Here is a 17,921-nt window from a genome sequence, read left to right on the forward strand (position 1 = left end):
TAAACTATATACGCTTACTCAACCAATCCTGAAACTCATAGAAATTTTGTGGTGCCACACCGTGGCCTACTGGAAATTCAGAATATTGATGCTTTATGTTTAAGCGATTAAAAAAAGGAACAGTTTGTCGCGCCCAATCTACAGGTATTACTTGGTCTACACTTCCGTGTGAACAATAAAAATCTAAATTTGAGTAATCTGTATCTTTTATATTATCTGGCAAAATCCCTTGATTTACATAACCGCTCAGGGCTATAACATTCCTTACTTTTAAAGGATATGTTAATGCCACAGCATAACTTAAAATACTGCCTTGACTAAAGCCTAAAAGTGTAACATTATTTTTATCAACAGGATAATTTTCTATAGCCTTATCAATAAAGTCTGCAATTAAATCACGTGATTGTATAGCTTGTTCATTATCACTCCATTTACCTTTTTCAGCATCAAAATTAATAGCATACCATGCATTTCCATAGGGTTGCATAGGGTATGGCGCTCTAACTGAAATGATAAAGAGTTCTTTTTGTAATTCTGGCGCAAATGAAAACAAATCATTTTCATCACTACCATAGCCATGCAACATAATAAGTAATGGCGCTTTTTCCTTTAATATAGAGGGTCTGGTAATATGAAATAAGGGAAGTGAAGTATTCATTATTTATAACCAAAATTTGCGAATATTTTTTGATAGAATGTACCGACTAACGGGACAATTTGGGCTTTTCCACTTATAGCACCAACAAGTCCATAAATAAAAAGCACAACAAAAAACACATAAAAACCAGATGATATTAGCCAACTGTCAAAGCTACCTACTATGTAACCTAAGGCATAGAATGTTAACCACAAACCTAGAGATTGCCTAATATGAAAACTGGCGAAAACACTTTTTTTGTGATCTTCATTATTTAAATAATACGCTACTATAACTCCAATTATGGTTAAATAACTGATGATAGCATTAGTTCTTCCTTTATCAATATCTTGACTGGTCATAGTTTTAATTTAAATGCAAAATATTATTTGAAATAATGCCATAAACCTTTCCCTTTAGGATTTCGTTTTCAAAAATAGCATTTTTTGATTTTGAAACGATATCGCTCTTTGAAAACGTGTATTTGACATCTGGGTTAAAAAGCGTCATGTTTGCTTTTTCTCCCAAATTTATAGACGTGCTATTCATACCAAATCGAGATTTTCCTTTGGTAAGTAATTCAATGGTTTTTTTAATAGTGAAGATACGCTGAAGAGTACCAAAGGCGCTTTCTAAACCTATAGTTCCATATTCAGCATGATCAAACTCCACCTTCTTTTGTTCGATATCAATAGGATTGTGGTCGCTAGTAACCATATCTATAGTGCCATCTTTAGCTCCTTCAATTAAGGCTTCTACATCGGTTTTATTGCGAAGAGGAGGTAATACTTTAAAATGTGTATTAAAATCATTTAAAGCATCATCTGTGAAATATAAGTTGTGAATAGCAACACTACAAGTCACATCCAGTTTTTTCTTTTTGGCTTCCCTAATGAGTGATACGGAATTTGCTGATGAAATAGTTGGGATATGTAATTTCCCACCCGTGTATTCGAGCAAAAACAAATCGCGGGCAACCTGAAGTTCTTCAGCTAAAGATGGAATTCCTTTCAAACCTAATTTGGTGCTAGTTATGTTTTCATTCATCACACCATGACCTGCAATTTTATTTTCTTGAGGAAATGAGCAAACCAATCCGTCAAAATTACTGGCATATTGTAAGGCAATTTTCATTAAATTAGGATTGGAAATTGGTTTTTTATAATCGTAAAAGGCCTTGGCGCCAGCTGTATGCATATCAAAAAGTTCAGCCAAATCTTCACCTTTTGAATTTTTCGTTAATGCGCCTACGGGCAATAGCGTCACAGGGTTTTTGTTGGACTTTGACTTTATAAAAGCAATGTCTGCGTTAGAATCTATTACTGGGTTTGTATTCGGGTTTAGTGCAACTGCTGTGAAACCAGATACGGCTGCCGTTTTTAGTCCGTTTTCTATGGTGTCACGTTCTTCAAAACCCGGTTCACCAAAACTTACACTACTATCAAACCACCCTTGTGAGACATGCAAATTATCTTGTCTAATTTCTTGAAAATTATTAGGATTTTTAATGATTTTGGCAATTTTTGTAATCGTACCATTTTCAATCAATATATCCTGAGTTGTAGAATGAAATTCGCTTTTGGAATCAATAATGGTGGCAGATTTTATAAGTATGTTCATTTAAAGAATTTTAAGATGAGCATTTCAACAATCAATAACGCTAGAGCAAAAATAACAAACCATTTCCATAGCTCGTTAACTTTTGTATTACTTTTTATGTTGTCAAAAACATCGGTTATAGAACTACTTTGATTAATCCCATTTACGTTTTTAATTTTTGAATAAACCAAACTACTTTCATTTCTATCGTAGTTGTAGCTTACAAATTTTATAATTTCATCCCTGTTTTTTAACGAATAAGTATCAGCATTACTTGGGTTTTCTGAAGTGGTTACCACTATTTTATTGTTGAAAATTTTTTGTTTAGGTATGATGTTATTGTCATTATTTACAAGTGATAAAACGGCGTCTTGTTGTAATTGCGTTTTCACATCAAATGTATTTTCTTTTCCTATGGTATAATATAGTTCTGGTATTTTAAAACTTTTTTTTGCTATGTTGTAAAATGTGGGAACAATTAAGGGTGAATTTTTGAAACTTGAATTTTCAAGGTTAAGTGAAGCCGAAAAAACAAAGGTATTTCCAGTTTGCCCTAAGAAAATTTTTTGATCTTCAAATTGTAAAACAGCCGATACTTTGCTGGAAGAAAGATTATAAAAGCTATTTACCTTTGGGTATTGAAAATTACTCACTTGTTTTTCAAAAACACCATTGTTATATAAGGGGTGAGCATAATTTATAGATGTCACTCGTTTTTCAGATGAAACCAGGTCACTAAAACTTGCATTATAATTCATTAAAAACTGATTGAAAGAATCCGTATTTATATTTTTTGAAGGGATAATAATTAAGAATCCCCCAAGATTGGTAAATGCCTTTAATGCAGTATTTAAAGCTACAGGAATGGCACTTAATTCGTTTAAAACAATCAGATTTTGTTGGTCAATAATGTTATAGTTTAATTGGTTTTCTGAGGTTGATGTATAGTTAAACTCTTCTTCATTATAAATGCGCCTCAAAAAAGAATCATTATCCTCATTTATAACTAAAACATTTATTTTTTCTTTGTAGTTTATGTTAAAGTATAAGCTGTTATCAAATTCTAAATGACCTTCATCTATGGAAATTTTACCTTTTATGATTTGATTAGTAGGAAGCGAAAACGTAGTTTCGGCCTGGGTTTCTATTTCAACTGATGTTTTAGCAATGAGTCTGTCATCATTGTATAATGAAATAGGTAGATTATCAACCCTTGCACCACTGTTTTTTAATATTGTTTTTAATTCTATGGTATTGGCTGTAGTTTCAAAAATATAGGCACTATCGACAGCGATATTGTTAGTGTTGACTGGTTCGAGTTTAACAAAATTAAAATTGGTGAGCGAATCAGGTTTGAATTCAAAAATAGAGTTCATTGATTGGAAGTCACTGATAAAAATCAAGTTTCTTAAAGTGCCTTTTTTATTGCTAAAAAGCGATTTACACTTCAATAAAGCAGCATCAAGAGATAAGTTGCTTGAAGAATAATGAAGTTGTAATAAATCATTTTTTATAGCTTTTATGGTTGTGTTTTTATAAGTATTGTCGTTGGTGATTATGGTTATGTTATCATTTTCAGGAATATTATTAATTAGATCTTGTATGGCTCGTTTTAAAAGTTCACCTTGGCTGCCTTTAGCTTGCATACTAAAGGAATTATCTAAATAAATTACCGTTTCTTTTTCGGTTTTAAAAGCATCCTTTTTTGAAGAGAAAGGTTGCGCAAATGCTAAAACCAAAGCTGCCAAAAGTAATAGTCTGGTACACAGAATTAACCATTTTTTTAGTTGTGAACTTTTACGGGTTTGTTGGATAGCTTCTTTTAAAAAAGCCACATTGGTAAATTCTACTTTCTGAAATTTCCGTAATTGAAATAAATGGACAATGATGGGAATAATCAGTAAAAATAGGGCGTAAAGAAGTTCAGGGTGTTTAAACTGCATACTGATTTTGATTTGTCAAAGCTACATATTTTTTTTAATTAACAGAACAAACCAACATGTTTAAAATAATCTTTAAACACACATCTGGGAATTATTTTAAACTTCAAAGGTTACATGTGACCATTAAAAAGAAATAAAAATCAACACATGAAAATAAAATCTTCAAAAGGTTTCAAGTGTAATTTATTCATGTAGTTTTTAATGTCTTTTTGAGCATTCTCATTGGCAACTGTTACTACGCTTTGTGTGTTTTCCAATTCTTCTAAATATTGAAACGGTTTTAGAATCTCACCATAAATGGTTTTGCCAATTTTTTTGTAGTTGTCGCAAATCCATTCAAAAGGAATATTTTTTTTAATAAAGGTTTTGGCCACCTGCTTTCCTTTAAATCCGGCACCCCAAACCACTAAAGTTTTATTAGGGTTGTAATCAATTTCCAAAAAATAATGGAGTTTGATATCCAAAAAATAATTCTGAGCGTAATGTTCGTGCGTTCTAGAAGTTCTATAACTGTAATCGCGCCAATCGTGTAAAATAAGATCACAAGGGATACATTTAAATTGATGTTTATAAAACCGAAAGGTCAGGTCGTAATCCTCTGGATATCTGTGTGGATTAAATGCATTACATAATAGAAAATCATCTCTATGGATCATCCAGCAAGGCGACGGAATGACACATTCTTTATAAATTTCAGAATAATTACTTCCCGATTTTGTTAGGTTATTTAGCCATCGCTCGTATTTTTGGTAGCCGCTGCTAATACCTTCATCCGAAAAATATTTTACCAACCCCGTAGCGACATGTTTTTTACCATATTTTGACAAATTGTTTACTAAAACTTCCAGTTTGTTGGGGCGCATCAAGTCATCACTATCCATTCTGGTTATAAATTCGCCATAGCTTTTGGAAAATGCCAATTGCAGCGCATCTATAATACCATTTCCTGTATTTTTTAGAAGGATTATTCTGGAGTCTTTTTCCACATAGGCACTAACAATATCAAAACTTTTATCAGTTGAATTATCATCAACCATAATAACTTCCCAAAATGTGTAGGTCTGTTTTATTATAGATTCAATACAGTCTGCAATAAACACTTCGGTATTTTTGAAAGGAATGAGTATGCTAACCAATTTTTTTTGCATGACCCGAATATACATAATTACTGTTTTTAACAAAAAATTAATAGTATAACAAGTAACATAATAGTATTTTCGACGTCACTTTTAAAACTTAAAAAAACATAGATGAATACTAGATTTTTTTCTACCCTATTAATAATAAGTATGTTGTTGGCTAGCTGTGGTTCCACAAAAAACAGCAGTAACGATTTAGCAACAGCCTTGCCTATTGAAACGTCCATTGATTTAACTAAAGTAACCAATGATAAAGCGCCAGTGACTATTAACCCGGGGCGTTTTGCAATTGAAACGGTCACTTACAGACTGCCAAGAGTAGTACAGGGAACTTATTCCGTAAGCGATTTTGGTAAATATGTAGACGATTTTAAAGCTTATGATTACAACGGAAACGAAATGCCAGTAAACAAGGTAGATACGAATTCTTGGACGATTGCCAATGCAAAACAATTGGACAAAGTCACCTATTTGGTAAACGATACGTTTGATATTGAAGAACAAGGTGGCATAGGCGAGGAGCAACCTTTTTCACCATCTGGAACCAATATTGAACCAACAAATTATGTATTGAATTTACATGGGTTTATAGGGTATTTCGATTCTTTAAAAAACAATCAATATAAACTGGATGTTACAGCTGATGCTGATTTTGTTCGCACTTCTGCTTTACAAAATGTAAGTTCAAAAATCAGTGACGATGGCAAAACCATAACAACAAGTTATTTTGCTCCACGATATTTCGACATTACCGATAACCCTATGATGTATGGCGATTTGGATGTTGAAGAATTTCAAGTGGGCGATATTAAAATAGTTTTAAGTGTATACTCACCAAATAAACTGCATTCTGCACAGTCTTTAAAGGAAACGGTTTTTAAAATGATGCAAGCACAAAAGGCTTATTTGGGAGATATCAACTCAACACCACGTTATGATATTTATTTATACCTATCCGAAGGGAAAGAAGACTCCCCTAAAGGTTTTGGAGCTTTAGAGCATCATACATCAACCGTTGTAGTGCTACCAGAAGCTATGGATAAAATTGCGTTGGAGGAAAGCATGATTGATGTGGTTTCTCATGAGTTTTTTCATATCGTAACCCCGCTAAGCGTGCATTCTGAGGATGTGCATTATTTCGATTATAACAATCCAACGTTCTCAAAGCATTTATGGATGTATGAAGGCGTTACAGAATATTTCGCAACTCTTTTTCAAGTAGATCAGGATTTGGTAATCGAGCAGGACTTTTATAATAAAATTATGGATAAAATTCAGGGGTCTAAGCGTATGAACGATGCCATGAGTTTTACCATAATGAGTGAAAATGTATTAAAAGAACCTTATAAAGATGAGTATTTAAATGTATACCAAAAAGGTGCATTAATAGGAATGTGCATCGATATTTTAATGCGTGAGGAAAGCAATGGAAATAGAGGCATTTTATCTTTAATGAAAGAACTATCAAACAGATACGGAAAAAATAAGCCGTTTGAGGATGATAAACTTATCGAAGAAATAACCGCGATGACTTATCCATCCGTTGGCGAGTTTTTAAACACACATGTAGTTGGTGATATTCCTATTGATTATAACGAATTTTTTAACAAAGTAGGTTTAGAGATTGGGGAAGGTAAAGTTGAAACCAATTATATTTTAATGAATGGAATGCCCATAGTTAGTGGCGATCCACAAAAGGGAACCATTTTTTTTACTGACTTGGTATTGCAAAATAGTTTTTGGGTTGAAAATGGAGCACAACCAAATGATGTGATTAAAACCATTGATGGAGAAGCACTAACATTACAAAACGCTAACCAATTATTGCAAAAAATATTTAGCTGGAAACCAGGGCAAGAGGTGGAAGTAACATTAGAAAGGAATACCGAAGAAGTAGCTATAAAAACTGCGGTCACACCAACCTATACTAAAGGTGAAGGAATTATGGAAAAAGCCGATGCTACCAATGCCCAAAAAGCGTTGCGTCAAGCTTGGTTAAAAGGATAAGATTTATTAGTATTAAGTAAAAACAAAAAGACTGGCAATACCAGTCTTTTTGTTAATTGAAAAGTTTATTCAAATTAATTCTTTTCATACTTAGCAGCCCTTCCTTGCGATGACGAGTTTTTTATAAACTCGCGTATATCATCGTTAGCTGATTTCAAATCCTCTTTTCGCAAGTACATCATATGCCCACTTCTGTAGCCTTTAAAGGTAAAACGATCTTTCATTTTTCCGCTCGGGTCCACTTGCCACATGGTATATTTCGCTGCAAAGTAGGTAGTGGCCCCATCATAATATCCGGATTGAATCAACACCTTTAAATAAGGGTTTTGTGCCATGGCTTGACGCAGATTTTCTCTTGTATTATCGTTTTGTCGGTCCCAAGGGTTTACAGGACCAAACATGTTATATTTTAAATCAGTTTTAAAATTAAGATGCTCTCTAATGTAATAATTTATGGCAGGTGTAAAGGCGTGGTTCCAAGTGGTCATTTCTGGATTGTAATCTGGACTAGATCCTGCTTCCCTTTTGTCAATACCTAAATATCTAGAGTCTAATCTACCTATGATTTGTCCTGTTTCATCGCGCAGCAATTCTTTCCAAAAAAAAGATGTTGGCACATCCAAATTATGCTGTAAAATAGATTTTTTTGATAACCCAGAGTAGTAGCTCATTTTTTCTGCTACATCCTGTTTTTCATTCTCTGAAATAAAACCACCTTTGGCAATAGCAGGCATCACGGTATTGATGGTGTATTCTTCTACCTCCGGCAAAATATCCAATAAATCCTTTTGCTGTAATTCGGGTGAAAGCACTTTCTGATACCAAGCAGCGGCAGTAAAATAAGGTAAGTTTAAAGCAGAATACACAGGTTGTAAGGTGTTATATAATTTATAATCGGCCGGGGACACCATAATCACGCCGTTTAAGTACATCCACTGGCTATTTTGAAGCTCTTTGGCTAATCCCATCACGCGAGTCCCACCATAACTTTCACCAATAATATATTTAGGAGATTCCCACCTATTTTTTCTTGTTACAAAGGTATTAATCCATTCTGCTAAGTATTTAATATCGGCATTGATTCCAAAAAAGGTTTCGCGTTTTGGCAACTTCCCCTCTTTATCTTCAATCATTCTCGAATAAGCAGTATTTACAGGGTTTACATAAACAATATCTGCGACATCAAGTATGGAGTGTGGGTTATTTTTTATTCCATAAGGCTGAATGGGATAGCCCTCTTCATCAATATTTAAAATTTTTGGGCCCGTGTAGGCAATATGCATCCAAACAGAGGCAGAACCTGGTCCACCGTTAAAGGAAATAATTAAAGGCCTCCTAGGTTTGTCTTTAATATTATCTCGCTCATAATAGGTGTAGTACAAAGTTGCTATGGGTTCATTATTTTCACCCCAAACAGGTTGTGTTCCAGTGGTGGCTGTGTATGAAAAACTAACTCCTTTTATAGTGGTATTATGTTGGGTAATAACCATAGTATCTATGGGAAGTTGTCTTTTTTGTGAAAAAAGAATGGTAGTAGAAATTAACAAAAGTAATGTAAAACAATTTTTCATTTTGAAATTTTTGAGCTAAAGGTAAGATAAGAAAGTATAAAAATGTCTTAAATAATTCTTAAGGTATCTCATAAAGAAAATGTGGAGATAACATTTTTAAAATTACCCAATGTTACAAATATAAATACTTACCTTGAAGATTATTTATAATATCTTATACATGCAAAAACTATCAATTGTAATTTTATTAATACCTCTCATGAGTTTCGGGCAAATTAAAATGGAGGAACATCGAAATGATATCAATTATAAAGATGTATTAGAGATAAATAATTTAATTTATTTTAAAGCAGATTCAATTTTAGTTTCTGGGAGAGTGGTTCGATATAATAAAAAGAATAAAGCAAAGATATATATTTTGGTATCAAAAGGTAAACCTGATAATTTGGGTTGGGTTACGATTAATGATGATCTAGTAATGCCAAAAGCATCAGGTTTAGGAGATGTTTTTTTAGCGGGCGCATTTGTAACTGACATAGTTATGGATATTTCAGGTAATAATATGAATCTCCCCATGAATCAATCGATTAATCAAAATAATATCAATGAGCCAATTAATTCCATTCAGGGTTACTCAGAGGAACAAAAAGCTTATATTTCAAAAGAATATAATAACATGTCAGTTAATAATGAAATTTCAAAACATCTTAATTTAATTGAGGATGCGCACAATGAATCTATTGAAGCCTTGAATAAAAATGGTTCCATAAAAAATAAGGAAAATTTTATTCAAGAAAATAGAAATGGCATATGGAAAGAGTTTTATGACAATAATCAATTAAAAAGTAAAGGATTATATATCGATGGTTTGAGAGATGGATTATGGAAAGAATATTATGACAATGGTAATTTAGAGAGTAGTGGTGAGTATATTAAAGGAAAAAAAGACGGTCTTTTTGAAAGTTATTATGATGAAGGTCAGTTACATGTTAAGGTTTATTATAAAGATGGAAAAGAAAATGGGGAAATGTTGGTATATCATAAAAACGGAAAACGAAAGATACGTGGATTTTTAAATGAAGCAAAAGAAATTGGAGAATGGAAATTTTATGATGAAAATGGAGAATTAATTAATACAGAAATATTTGAAAACTAGATACTTGATTTTCTTAGAATAATTTTTTTGGATAGTTAAAGTTTCTTAAAATCCCTCAAAAACTCCTAAACCAAATAATGCAAAATCATATTTTACAGGGTCGTGTTTATCGAGTTTTCGTAAGGATTTATCTAGCTCCATTAATGCTTTGGCATCATTTTGTTTTCTATTTAGTAAACCTAATTTACGAGCCACATTACCAGAGTGCACATCCAAAGGACAAGACAATTGGCTGGGCGAGAGGGTGTTCCATATGCCAAAGTCTACACCACAATGATCTTTTCTCACAAACCATCTAAGCATCATATTGATGCGTTTTGCAGCCGAATTTTTAAGAGGATCACTTATATGTTTTAGTGTGCGTTGTAAATGTTCAGGTTCAAAAAAATAGATTTAAATTCTGAAATGGCCTTTTGCATGGACTCTTTGTTGGCATGTTTTGAAAAAACAGCTTCTAAACCGTTGTGATTTTTGTAAATATGCTGAAGCGATTTTATAAACTGAATACTATCATCTCCATTGAATGTTCGGTGAACAAAGGGTTTAAGCTTTTTTAGGTCGGTTTCTTGATGGTTCAAAACAAAATCAAAAGGAGCATTATCAAGTAAATGCATCAGTATGCTGGCATTATTGATGATGCTTTTACGGTTTCCCCAAGCGATAGTAGCGGTTAAAAAACCAGAAATTTCGATATCTTCCTTTAATGAAAAAGTATGTGGAATCTGTATAGGGTCGCTTTCAATAAACTTTATATTGTTGTATTGTTCGACCTTTATATCGAGGAAATCTTTTAATTCTGAGTTACTTAATTTATAGGACAATGATTGTGTTTTATCCAACAAATGTAAGAACTACTAATTACTAAGAATAGTAAGCTTATGTTAAATCTATTCTATCCTAATATAATTTTCTGATAAAATACGATCGCCATTTTCATCAAGTTCAATTTGATTGTATGTACTGTCATTCAGTATTAATTCAAAATTAAAAATATTACTTCTTTCAATGGCTTTATTCATGGAGTTAGAACCATAAACTATAGTTTCTGTGAGTGTGCTATCGGTAATTTTATAATCGCCATAACCAAACCAATCTGTAGAGTCCAATTTGTTTAATCTACTCCACATCACTTTGGTAGGTGTATAAATTTTTATTTGTTTATAGTTATCGCTACTCATAAACGAGTCGATTATTTCATTGTCTTGGTAGTTGTAGTACCCTACCATTTGCCATACACCTTCGAGACTAGGATTGTTAATGGTTGTTTCTTTGTTTTTTAGCATTTGATCATTTTTACATGACAAAAGAATAAAGGCGACTAAGCAGGTGGTGGTTAAAAATTTCATAATAAGAGAAGTTTAGTTGTTAGTTTAAGTCTATTCTAAATTTACAAAAAAATATAACAACCTAATTATTAAGAAGATAATAATTTTAATTTTAGAGTGTTTAGCTTATTATTTTACCATCAACCATAGTTAGTTTCCGGTCTGCCATGTTAGCGAGTTCCTCATTATGAGTTACAATTACAAAAGTTTGTCCAAACTCATCTCTTAACTTGAAAAAGAGGTTATGCAAATTTTCAGCAGATTCACTATCCAAATTTCCTGAAGGTTCATCGGCAAAAATTAAATCGGGGTTATTAATAAGTGCCCTAGCTACTGCAACTCGTTGCTGTTCGCCACCTGAAAGTTCACTTGGTTTGTGGTGGTAACGGGCGGAGAGTCCTAAAAAATCCAATAGTTCTTTGGCGCGTTTTTCGGCTTCAATTTTTTTTGTGCCTTTAATAAAAGCAGGTAAGCAAACATTTTCTAAAGATGTAAATTCTGGCAACAATTGATGAAACTGAAAAATAAATCCAATATGCTCGTTTCTAAATTTTGCTAATGATTTGTCGTTTAAAGAATTTATTTGAGTATTGTTAATAATCAACTGAAGTCCCTCTGAAGAAGTAGCTTTATCTAAAGTGCCTAAAATTTGTAAAAGTGTTGTTTTTCCTGCACCCGATGCTCCAACTATGGAAACAATTTCACCTTTTTCAATATGGATATTCACACCCTTTAAAACCTGTAAATTCCCGTAATATTTATGAATGTTTTTAGCTTGAATCATCTGAAAAAAATAACAGGGTGAATTTACTACTTTAAGATGTGATGCACAATTAAGTATCGAATTTATTGTTAAATACATATTTAGGGTTATATTTAATTAACTAAAAATCACATAAAAAGGAAATTTAACATGCCTTACAAAAGTTTTGAAGAATACAACATGCAGGTAACCGATGATGTTAAAGAACGTTATCAAAATATAATTAATGATTTGGGAGAGGACACGAAGCGTGAGGGTCTATTAAAAACCCCTGAACGGGCTGCAAAAGCCATGCAATTTTTAACCCAAGGATACCATCAAGATCCTGTTGAAATCCTCAAAGGGGCTATGTTTAAGGAATCATATAATGAAATGGTGATTGTAAAAGATATTGAACTTTATTCGCTTTGCGAGCACCATATTTTACCTTTTTTTGGAAAAGCTCACATAGCTTACATACCTAATGGATATATAGTAGGTTTGAGTAAACTTCCCAGAATTGTTGATGTTTTTGCCAGGCGACTGCAAGTACAAGAACGATTAACCGAACAAATTTTAGATTGTATCAATGATACTTTAAAACCCCAAGGAGTAGCTGTAGTGATAGAAGCATCACACATGTGCATGATGATGCGTGGTGTGCAAAAACAAAATTCCATTACAACGACATCTGGTTTTAGAGGGCAATTTGAAAAAATTGAAACCAGAAACGAATTTTTAAAACTTATTGGAAAATAAGCTTTGGTATATTTATTGCCTTAGGTTGTTTAAAAATAGTAAATGAACAAATACAAAAAATTAATAATTGGCGTAGTGTTAGATGCCATGGGATATGTGTCTTTCATTATACCAGGTATTGGTGAATTTTCCGATATTGTTTGGGCGCCACTTTCTGGTTGGTTAATGACGAAGCTTTACAAAGGAAAAGCCGGCAAAATAGCGGGGGTCGTTGCCTTTGTAGAAGAAGCCTTACCTGGTTTTGATGTAATACCCACCTTTACACTCATGTGGCTTTATACTTATATTTTTAAGAGAGAAAAAATAAGCCAAAGCCCAAGATGAAATTTATTTACTTTTTTATGCAATGCCTTAGATACATGTCAAATTAAATTTCGTCTTTGGTGAAAATGATTTTATCTGTAAGCATACAAAATCCTTAAATAATTTGTGTGTTACTACAAACCAATACAGCAAAATGTTACTCCATGGCAAAATAAATATACTTATAGTTAAATAGAGTAAACCTGTCCTCGATGCGGTTTTAAAGCATCTCTAATTGGCTTCATATCGGTTTCATCAACTACTAAATAAGCTATGGTGTGTACTTCGCTTAAAGTTTCAAAACCCGTAATAGAGATATTTAATTTTTCTAGTTTTATATACTCTTTCAAATGGGTTTCGTGGTGTTGTGCTGTTTTGCTGGCATTGGGGCCATAAAAATCCCAAATCAATTTAAGTTTTCGCATCTATTTTTTATTTTTAATCATTTACTTAAAACAATGCTAAAAGTAACCATTAATAAAATAATATTTGCTTTCTTTATCCGTTTTAAATGGACTTGTGTAATAGGTATATATTAGTATTTTTGTATCCGTTTTATAAATTTTAATTCCATGAAGTTTAGATATTTTGCTTTTTTATTTGCAACTTTTTTATTGTTAAAGGTTACGGCACAATCAAATTCCAAAGAGGTGCTTTTTTCTGTTGATGGTGAACCCGTTTACACCTCTGAATTTTTGAGGGTTTATAACAAAAATTTAGATTTAGTTCAAGACGAATCGCAAAAAGATGTTGACGAGTATTTAAAACTTTTCACCAATTATAAATTGAAGTTAAAGGAAGCTAAGGCTTTAGGTTTAAATGAAAAGCCATCATATCTGCGAGAACTTTCCAATTACAAAAAGCAGCTAGCCAATAGTTTTATGAAAGATACAAAGGTTACAGATGCTTTGGTTGAGGAGGCTTATGAGCGTATCTCATACGACGTGAACGCAAGTCATATTCTCATTAAATTATCAGAAGATGCTAGCCCAGAAGACACGCTGGCAGCGTATAACCAAATAATGAAATTACGTGAAAGAGCTAAAAATGAAGGTTTTGAAAAAGTTAGGGATGAAGTACATAATGGGCAAACCATTTATGGAGAAAAATTGGGGTATTTTTCAGGTTTTAAAATGGTTTATAAATTTGAAAATGTAGCTTTTAAAACTAAAGTTGGTGAGATATCTCAACCTTTTAGAACCCGTTTTGGCTACCATATTTTAAACGTATTGGATAAACGAAAATCAAGAGGTGAACGCACCGTAGCACACATTATGTTACTTAATAATAAAAGCGATTCATTGGCTGAAAAACCGGAAGTTAGAATTCAAGAATTGTATAAAAAACTAAATCAAGGTGAAGATTTTGAATCCTTGGCAAAACAATTTTCTGAAGACAGGAACTCTGCACCAAGAGGTGGTATGTTATCGCCGTTTTCTGGTGGTCAAATAAGCGTTCAAGAATTTGAGGATGTTGCTTTTGGACTGGAAAATATTGGTGATATATCCAAACCTTTTAAAACCAATTATGGATGGCATATTATTAAGTTATATGATAAAAAGCCAATTCCCGAATTTAAGGATATTAAACCAGAATTGGTTGAGAAGGTAAAGCGTGATGACCGATCTAAACTCATAGACGAAGCTTTGGTTAATAAATTAAAAAAGTACTATAATATTGATGACAAGCAATTAGCTTTAGGTTATTTTGAATCTATTTTAAATGATGATTATTTTAATAATACATGGCAATTACCCAATGATTTTACCAGTGAAAAACCGCTAATTAAAATAGGAAACAAGCAATTATCATATAGGGATTTTGGGGATTATTTACTAAAAACACAACGTAATCCTATACCTAAAGGAAGTTATCAATCTATTATTTCCAATAAATATCAATTGTTTTTAAATGATTATTTAATAGCTTATCATGAAGATAATTTAGAAGATGAAAATGAGGATTTTGCTCATATTGTTGCCGAATATAGAGATGGCTTATTACTTTTTGAACTCATGGAATCTACTATTTGGAATGCGGCTAAAACAGATTCAATAGGTATCCAAGAGTATTATAACAATCATAAAAGTAACTATGTTTTACCTAAACGGATAGAGGCTGTCGTAGCATCCTCAGCAAAACAAAAAACACTAAAAAAGGTTACTAAGTTGTTAGAGCAGAATATGGCTCTAGATCAAATCAAAAAATTAGTTAACGGCAATGATAAAATTGACGTAGTATTCACGCAAGGTATTTTGGAAGAGAATCACCAGTCCATTCCTAAAGAATTCGAATTTAAGAAAGGCCTTTCAAAAATTTATCACCACAACAATAGCTATGTGTTGATTCAAGTAAAAGATATTTTTCCAGAGTCCCAAAAAACGTTTGAAGAAGCAAAAGGAAGCATTATTAGTGATTATCAAACTTTTAAGGAAGAAAACTGGTTGAAACAGTTAAGTGAAAAGTATCCAGTTGTTATTAACCAAGAGGTTTTAAAAAATGTGAAAAGTCAAATTAAAAATCAGTAAGTGCAAAATAAAACCATAATAATATTCTTATTGGCATTAGTGGTTACCTCTTGTGATATGTTTAAAACGACTACCGTGGGAACAGCGGTTGCCAGAGTTAACCAATCTTATTTGTATGCAGACGATATTAAAGATTTGGTTCCTGAAGGCACCTCAAAAGAAGATAGCACCTTATTGGTTCAAAATTTCATTAATCGATGGGCAACCCAACAACTACTGGTAGATGGTGCTGTATTGAACTTAAGTGATGAAAAACAGCAGTCTTTCAATAAATTGGTAGTTCAATACAAGAATGATTTATATGCAAAAGCTTATTTGGAAGCTCTTGTGAAACGCAGTATAGATACGCTGGTAAATAAAGAGGAAGCTGAGGTATATTACAACAACAATAAAGATATTTTCAAGTTGAATGAGGAACTTCTGAAATTTAGATACATTCATGTAGATGAAAATATTATTGATTATAAGAAAATTCAAGAGCGCTTTAAACGGTTTAACCAAGAGGATAAAAAAATATTGGATTCTATCTCAATTCAATTTAAGTCCTTTTCGTTAAATGACTCCATTTGGATAAAATTAACCCAAGTAATAAGTAAAATTCCTGTAGTAACTCCCGAAAATAAAAATCAACTGTTAAAAAAAACTAATTTTGTACAACTCAAAGATTCATTAGGAGTATATTTGATGCAAGTTAATGATGTTTTGTTTAGAAACGATACCGCGCCCCTAGAGTATGTAAAGCCGACTATCGACCAAATAGTTGTTAACAAACGCAAACTCGAACTTATTAGACAATTAGAAAAAGACATTACTAAAGATGCCATTAAAAATAAACAATTTGAAATTTATAACTAAATTGAAATATCTATTACTTTTATTCATTGCACTTTCTGTTAATATTATTTCTGCCCAAGAGATTATTGAAGACGAATTAAAAGAAGAAGTTGCTAAAAAAGTTGATACTACCCATTCAAAAAATGCTATAAAGGTGGATGGTGTCTCCGCTGTAGTAGGAGATTACATTGTTTTAGAATCCGATGTGTCTAAAGAAAGATTACAGTTGGAAGCTGGGGGTTACGACACTAAGGATATTTCAGATTGTGAATTATTTGGAAAACTGTTAGAGAACAAACTATATGCACATCATGCCATCCAAGATAGTATACAGGTATCTGATGCTGAAATAAGAGGTCAAGTTAACTATACGATTGAACAATTTTTACCTCAGTTAAACGGTTCTATGGAACGTCTTTTGGAATATTACAAAAAAGATGATGAAAAGAGTTTGCGAGATGACATGTTTGAAATAATTAAATCTCAACAGTTAAGTCAAAAGATGCAATCAAAGATTGTTGAAGAAGTTGAAATAACGCCGGAAGAAGTTAGAACGTTTTTCAATAAAATACCAAAAGAGGAAAGACCAAGGTTTGGTACCGAATTAAAAGTAGCTCAAATAGTTGCAGAACCTAAAATATCAGAAGAAGAAAAACAAAAAATAATAGATCGATTAAAACAGTTTAAAGCAGATATCATAGAAAACGGAGCCAGTTTCCGTTCAAAAGCAGTATTGTATTCTGATGATCCTGGCTCGGCAAGTAGAGGAGGAAAACTCCCAACTATGAATAGGAAGAAACCACAAATGGTTAAGGAATTTAGACAAGTAGCTTTCGCTATGCAAGAAGGTGAAGTGTCTGAACCTTTTGAAACTGAATTTGGGTTTCACATAATCTATTTGGAAAAAATTAGAGGACAAGAATATGATGTATCACATATATTGTTGAGACCAAAAGTGTCTTCTGACGCAATAAATGAAGCTAAACAACGTCTTGAAAAAGTAAGAAAGCGCATAGTTGATGGCGATATATCATTTGCTGACGCTGCCAAAGAAGCCAGTGACGAAAAAGAAACCAAAAATGATGGAGGACAATTGATAAACCCTACAACGCAGGATTATAATTTTGAGTTAACTAAAATGGACCCCGAACTGTATGCTCAAATTCAAGACTTAAAAGACGGTGAAGTAAGTTTAGTGTTAAGTGAGCAAGACAGAATGGGAAACATTAAGTTCAAAATTTTAACCGTTACGGATAGAGTTGATGATCATGAAGCAGATTATGCGCGCGATTTCTTAAAAATAAAAGAATTGGCGCTTCAAGAAAAAAGAATTAGAGCCATAGAAAAATGGCAAGAGGAAAAAATATTGGACACTTACATTAAAATTGGTGGTGAATATAGAGATTGTAAGTTTTCCAGTAATTGGCTAAAAAAGTAA

General features: G+C 32.5%; 16 protein-coding genes and 1 pseudogene. 7 read left to right on the top strand and 10 right to left on the bottom strand.

All coding sequences use genetic code 11. The features are described 5' to 3' along the window. Positions 1-4 precede the first annotated feature (4 nt). The 5 genes from ABD963_RS14810 to ABD963_RS14830 all read right to left on the bottom strand — a co-directional run bounded on the left by ABD963_RS14810 (position 5) and on the right by ABD963_RS14830 (position 5,327). Positions 5-658 (bottom strand): alpha/beta hydrolase, encoded by a 654-nt coding sequence (locus tag ABD963_RS14810; protein ID WP_345278165.1) that lies wholly within the window; start codon positions 656-658, stop codon positions 5-7. Continuing rightward, positions 658-999 (bottom strand): hypothetical protein, encoded by a 342-nt coding sequence (locus ABD963_RS14815; protein WP_345278167.1) that lies wholly within the window; start codon positions 997-999, stop codon positions 658-660. The genes ABD963_RS14810 and ABD963_RS14815 overlap by 1 nt, the downstream gene beginning before the upstream one ends. A gap of 4 nt (positions 1,000-1,003) precedes the next feature. Then, positions 1,004-2,257, bottom strand: coding sequence for a dihydroorotase (locus ABD963_RS14820; RefSeq protein WP_345278169.1), 1,254 nt, complete (start codon positions 2,255-2,257; stop codon positions 1,004-1,006). Next, entirely contained in the window at positions 2,254-4,179 is a 1,926-nt protein-coding gene (locus ABD963_RS14825; protein ID WP_345278171.1) for a vWA domain-containing protein, read from the bottom strand. The genes ABD963_RS14820 and ABD963_RS14825 overlap by 4 nt, the downstream gene beginning before the upstream one ends. A gap of 140 nt (positions 4,180-4,319) precedes the next feature. Then, positions 4,320-5,327, bottom strand: coding sequence for a glycosyltransferase family 2 protein (locus ABD963_RS14830; RefSeq protein WP_345278173.1), 1,008 nt, complete (start codon positions 5,325-5,327; stop codon positions 4,320-4,322). Between the two features lie 102 nt (positions 5,328-5,429). Between ABD963_RS14830 and ABD963_RS14835 the strand changes: the two genes are divergently transcribed. Beyond that, positions 5,430-7,325: a M61 family metallopeptidase gene (locus ABD963_RS14835; RefSeq protein WP_345278175.1), complete on the top strand. Its 1,896-nt coding sequence runs from the start codon at positions 5,430-5,432 to the stop codon at positions 7,323-7,325. 74 nt (positions 7,326-7,399) lie between these two features. Here the strand turns inward: ABD963_RS14835 and ABD963_RS14840 are convergent, their stop codons facing one another. Then, positions 7,400-8,896, bottom strand: a complete 1,497-nt coding sequence (locus tag ABD963_RS14840) for a S10 family peptidase (RefSeq protein ID WP_345278177.1) — start codon at positions 8,894-8,896, stop codon at positions 7,400-7,402. Between the two features lie 160 nt (positions 8,897-9,056). Here ABD963_RS14840 and ABD963_RS14845 point away from each other — a divergent pair, with 160 nt between their 5' ends. Then, a complete protein-coding gene (locus tag ABD963_RS14845) occupies positions 9,057-9,992 on the top strand; it encodes a toxin-antitoxin system YwqK family antitoxin (RefSeq protein WP_345278179.1) in 936 nt (311 codons plus the stop codon). Between the two features lie 45 nt (positions 9,993-10,037). Here ABD963_RS14845 and ABD963_RS14850 read toward each other — a convergent pair. From ABD963_RS14850 to ABD963_RS14860, 3 genes and pseudogenes are all read right to left on the bottom strand, one after another. Next, positions 10,038-10,813, bottom strand: a pseudogene (locus ABD963_RS14850) (TIGR02757 family protein). A gap of 66 nt (positions 10,814-10,879) precedes the next feature. After that, positions 10,880-11,275 (bottom strand): hypothetical protein, encoded by a 396-nt coding sequence (locus ABD963_RS14855; protein WP_345278181.1) that lies wholly within the window; start codon positions 11,273-11,275, stop codon positions 10,880-10,882. A gap of 163 nt (positions 11,276-11,438) precedes the next feature. Next, entirely contained in the window at positions 11,439-12,101 is a 663-nt protein-coding gene (locus ABD963_RS14860; protein ID WP_345278183.1) for an ABC transporter ATP-binding protein, read from the bottom strand. A 129-nt stretch (positions 12,102-12,230) separates the two neighbouring features. Between ABD963_RS14860 and folE the strand changes: the two genes are divergently transcribed. Together folE and ABD963_RS14870 are read left to right on the top strand one after the other, a co-directional pair. After that, positions 12,231-12,818, top strand: coding sequence for a GTP cyclohydrolase I FolE (gene folE, locus ABD963_RS14865; protein WP_345278185.1), 588 nt, complete (start codon positions 12,231-12,233; stop codon positions 12,816-12,818). A gap of 42 nt (positions 12,819-12,860) precedes the next feature. Then, positions 12,861-13,142 carry a hypothetical protein gene (locus ABD963_RS14870; RefSeq protein ID WP_345278187.1) on the top strand — a complete coding sequence of 94 codons (282 nt, stop codon included), beginning with the start codon at positions 12,861-12,863 and terminating at the stop codon, positions 13,140-13,142. Positions 13,143-13,309: 167 nt separating this feature from the next. Here ABD963_RS14870 and ABD963_RS14875 read toward each other — a convergent pair whose 3' ends face one another. Continuing rightward, on the bottom strand, positions 13,310-13,546 hold the full coding sequence (locus ABD963_RS14875) for a hypothetical protein (protein ID WP_345278189.1): 237 nt from the start codon (positions 13,544-13,546) through the stop codon (positions 13,310-13,312). Positions 13,547-13,693: 147 nt separating this feature from the next. Here ABD963_RS14875 and ABD963_RS14880 point away from each other — a divergent pair, with 147 nt between their 5' ends. The 3 genes from ABD963_RS14880 to ABD963_RS14890 are packed head-to-tail and all read left to right on the top strand — an operon-like array spanning position 13,694 to position 17,921. Continuing rightward, positions 13,694-15,649: a peptidylprolyl isomerase gene (locus ABD963_RS14880; protein WP_345278191.1), complete on the top strand. Its 1,956-nt coding sequence runs from the start codon at positions 13,694-13,696 to the stop codon at positions 15,647-15,649. Further along, positions 15,650-16,504, top strand: a complete 855-nt coding sequence (locus tag ABD963_RS14885; RefSeq protein WP_345278193.1) for a peptidyl-prolyl cis-trans isomerase — start codon at positions 15,650-15,652, stop codon at positions 16,502-16,504. Beyond that, positions 16,467-17,921 (top strand): peptidylprolyl isomerase, encoded by a 1,455-nt coding sequence (locus ABD963_RS14890; protein WP_425562816.1) that lies wholly within the window; start codon positions 16,467-16,469, stop codon positions 17,919-17,921. Before ABD963_RS14885 ends, ABD963_RS14890 begins: the two co-directional genes overlap by 38 nt.

It is taken from the genome of Litoribaculum gwangyangense, from assembly GCF_039543505.1.
GTDB lineage: Bacteria > Bacteroidota > Bacteroidia > Flavobacteriales > Flavobacteriaceae > Litoribaculum > Litoribaculum gwangyangense.

Bases quoted from the DNA above. Each gene is read 5' to 3' on its own strand.
- ABD963_RS14860 (WP_345278183.1), bottom strand. From the start codon at position 12,101: ATGATTCAAGCTAAAAACATTCATAAATATTACGGGAATTTACAGGTT.
- ABD963_RS14835 (WP_345278175.1), top strand. From the start codon at position 5,430: ATGAATACTAGATTTTTTTCTACCCTATTAATAATAAGTATGTTGTTG.
- ABD963_RS14890 (WP_425562816.1), top strand. From the start codon at position 16,467: ATGCCATTAAAAATAAACAATTTGAAATTTATAACTAAATTGAAATAT.
- folE (WP_345278185.1), top strand. From the start codon at position 12,231: ATGCCTTACAAAAGTTTTGAAGAATACAACATGCAGGTAACCGATGAT.
- ABD963_RS14880 (WP_345278191.1), top strand. From the start codon at position 13,694: ATGAAGTTTAGATATTTTGCTTTTTTATTTGCAACTTTTTTATTGTTA.
- ABD963_RS14845 (WP_345278179.1), top strand. From the start codon at position 9,057: ATGCAAAAACTATCAATTGTAATTTTATTAATACCTCTCATGAGTTTC.
- ABD963_RS14825 (WP_345278171.1), bottom strand. From the start codon at position 4,179: ATGCAGTTTAAACACCCTGAACTTCTTTACGCCCTATTTTTACTGATT.
- ABD963_RS14855 (WP_345278181.1), bottom strand. From the start codon at position 11,275: ATGCTAAAAAACAAAGAAACAACCATTAACAATCCTAGTCTCGAAGGT.
- ABD963_RS14840 (WP_345278177.1), bottom strand. From the start codon at position 8,896: ATGAAAAATTGTTTTACATTACTTTTGTTAATTTCTACTACCATTCTT.
- ABD963_RS14815 (WP_345278167.1), bottom strand. From the start codon at position 999: ATGACCAGTCAAGATATTGATAAAGGAAGAACTAATGCTATCATCAGT.
- ABD963_RS14870 (WP_345278187.1), top strand. From the start codon at position 12,861: ATGAACAAATACAAAAAATTAATAATTGGCGTAGTGTTAGATGCCATG.
- ABD963_RS14820 (WP_345278169.1), bottom strand. From the start codon at position 2,257: ATGAACATACTTATAAAATCTGCCACCATTATTGATTCCAAAAGCGAA.
- ABD963_RS14810 (WP_345278165.1), bottom strand. From the start codon at position 658: ATGAATACTTCACTTCCCTTATTTCATATTACCAGACCCTCTATATTA.
- ABD963_RS14875 (WP_345278189.1), bottom strand. From the start codon at position 13,546: ATGCGAAAACTTAAATTGATTTGGGATTTTTATGGCCCCAATGCCAGC.
- ABD963_RS14830 (WP_345278173.1), bottom strand. From the start codon at position 5,327: ATGCAAAAAAAATTGGTTAGCATACTCATTCCTTTCAAAAATACCGAA.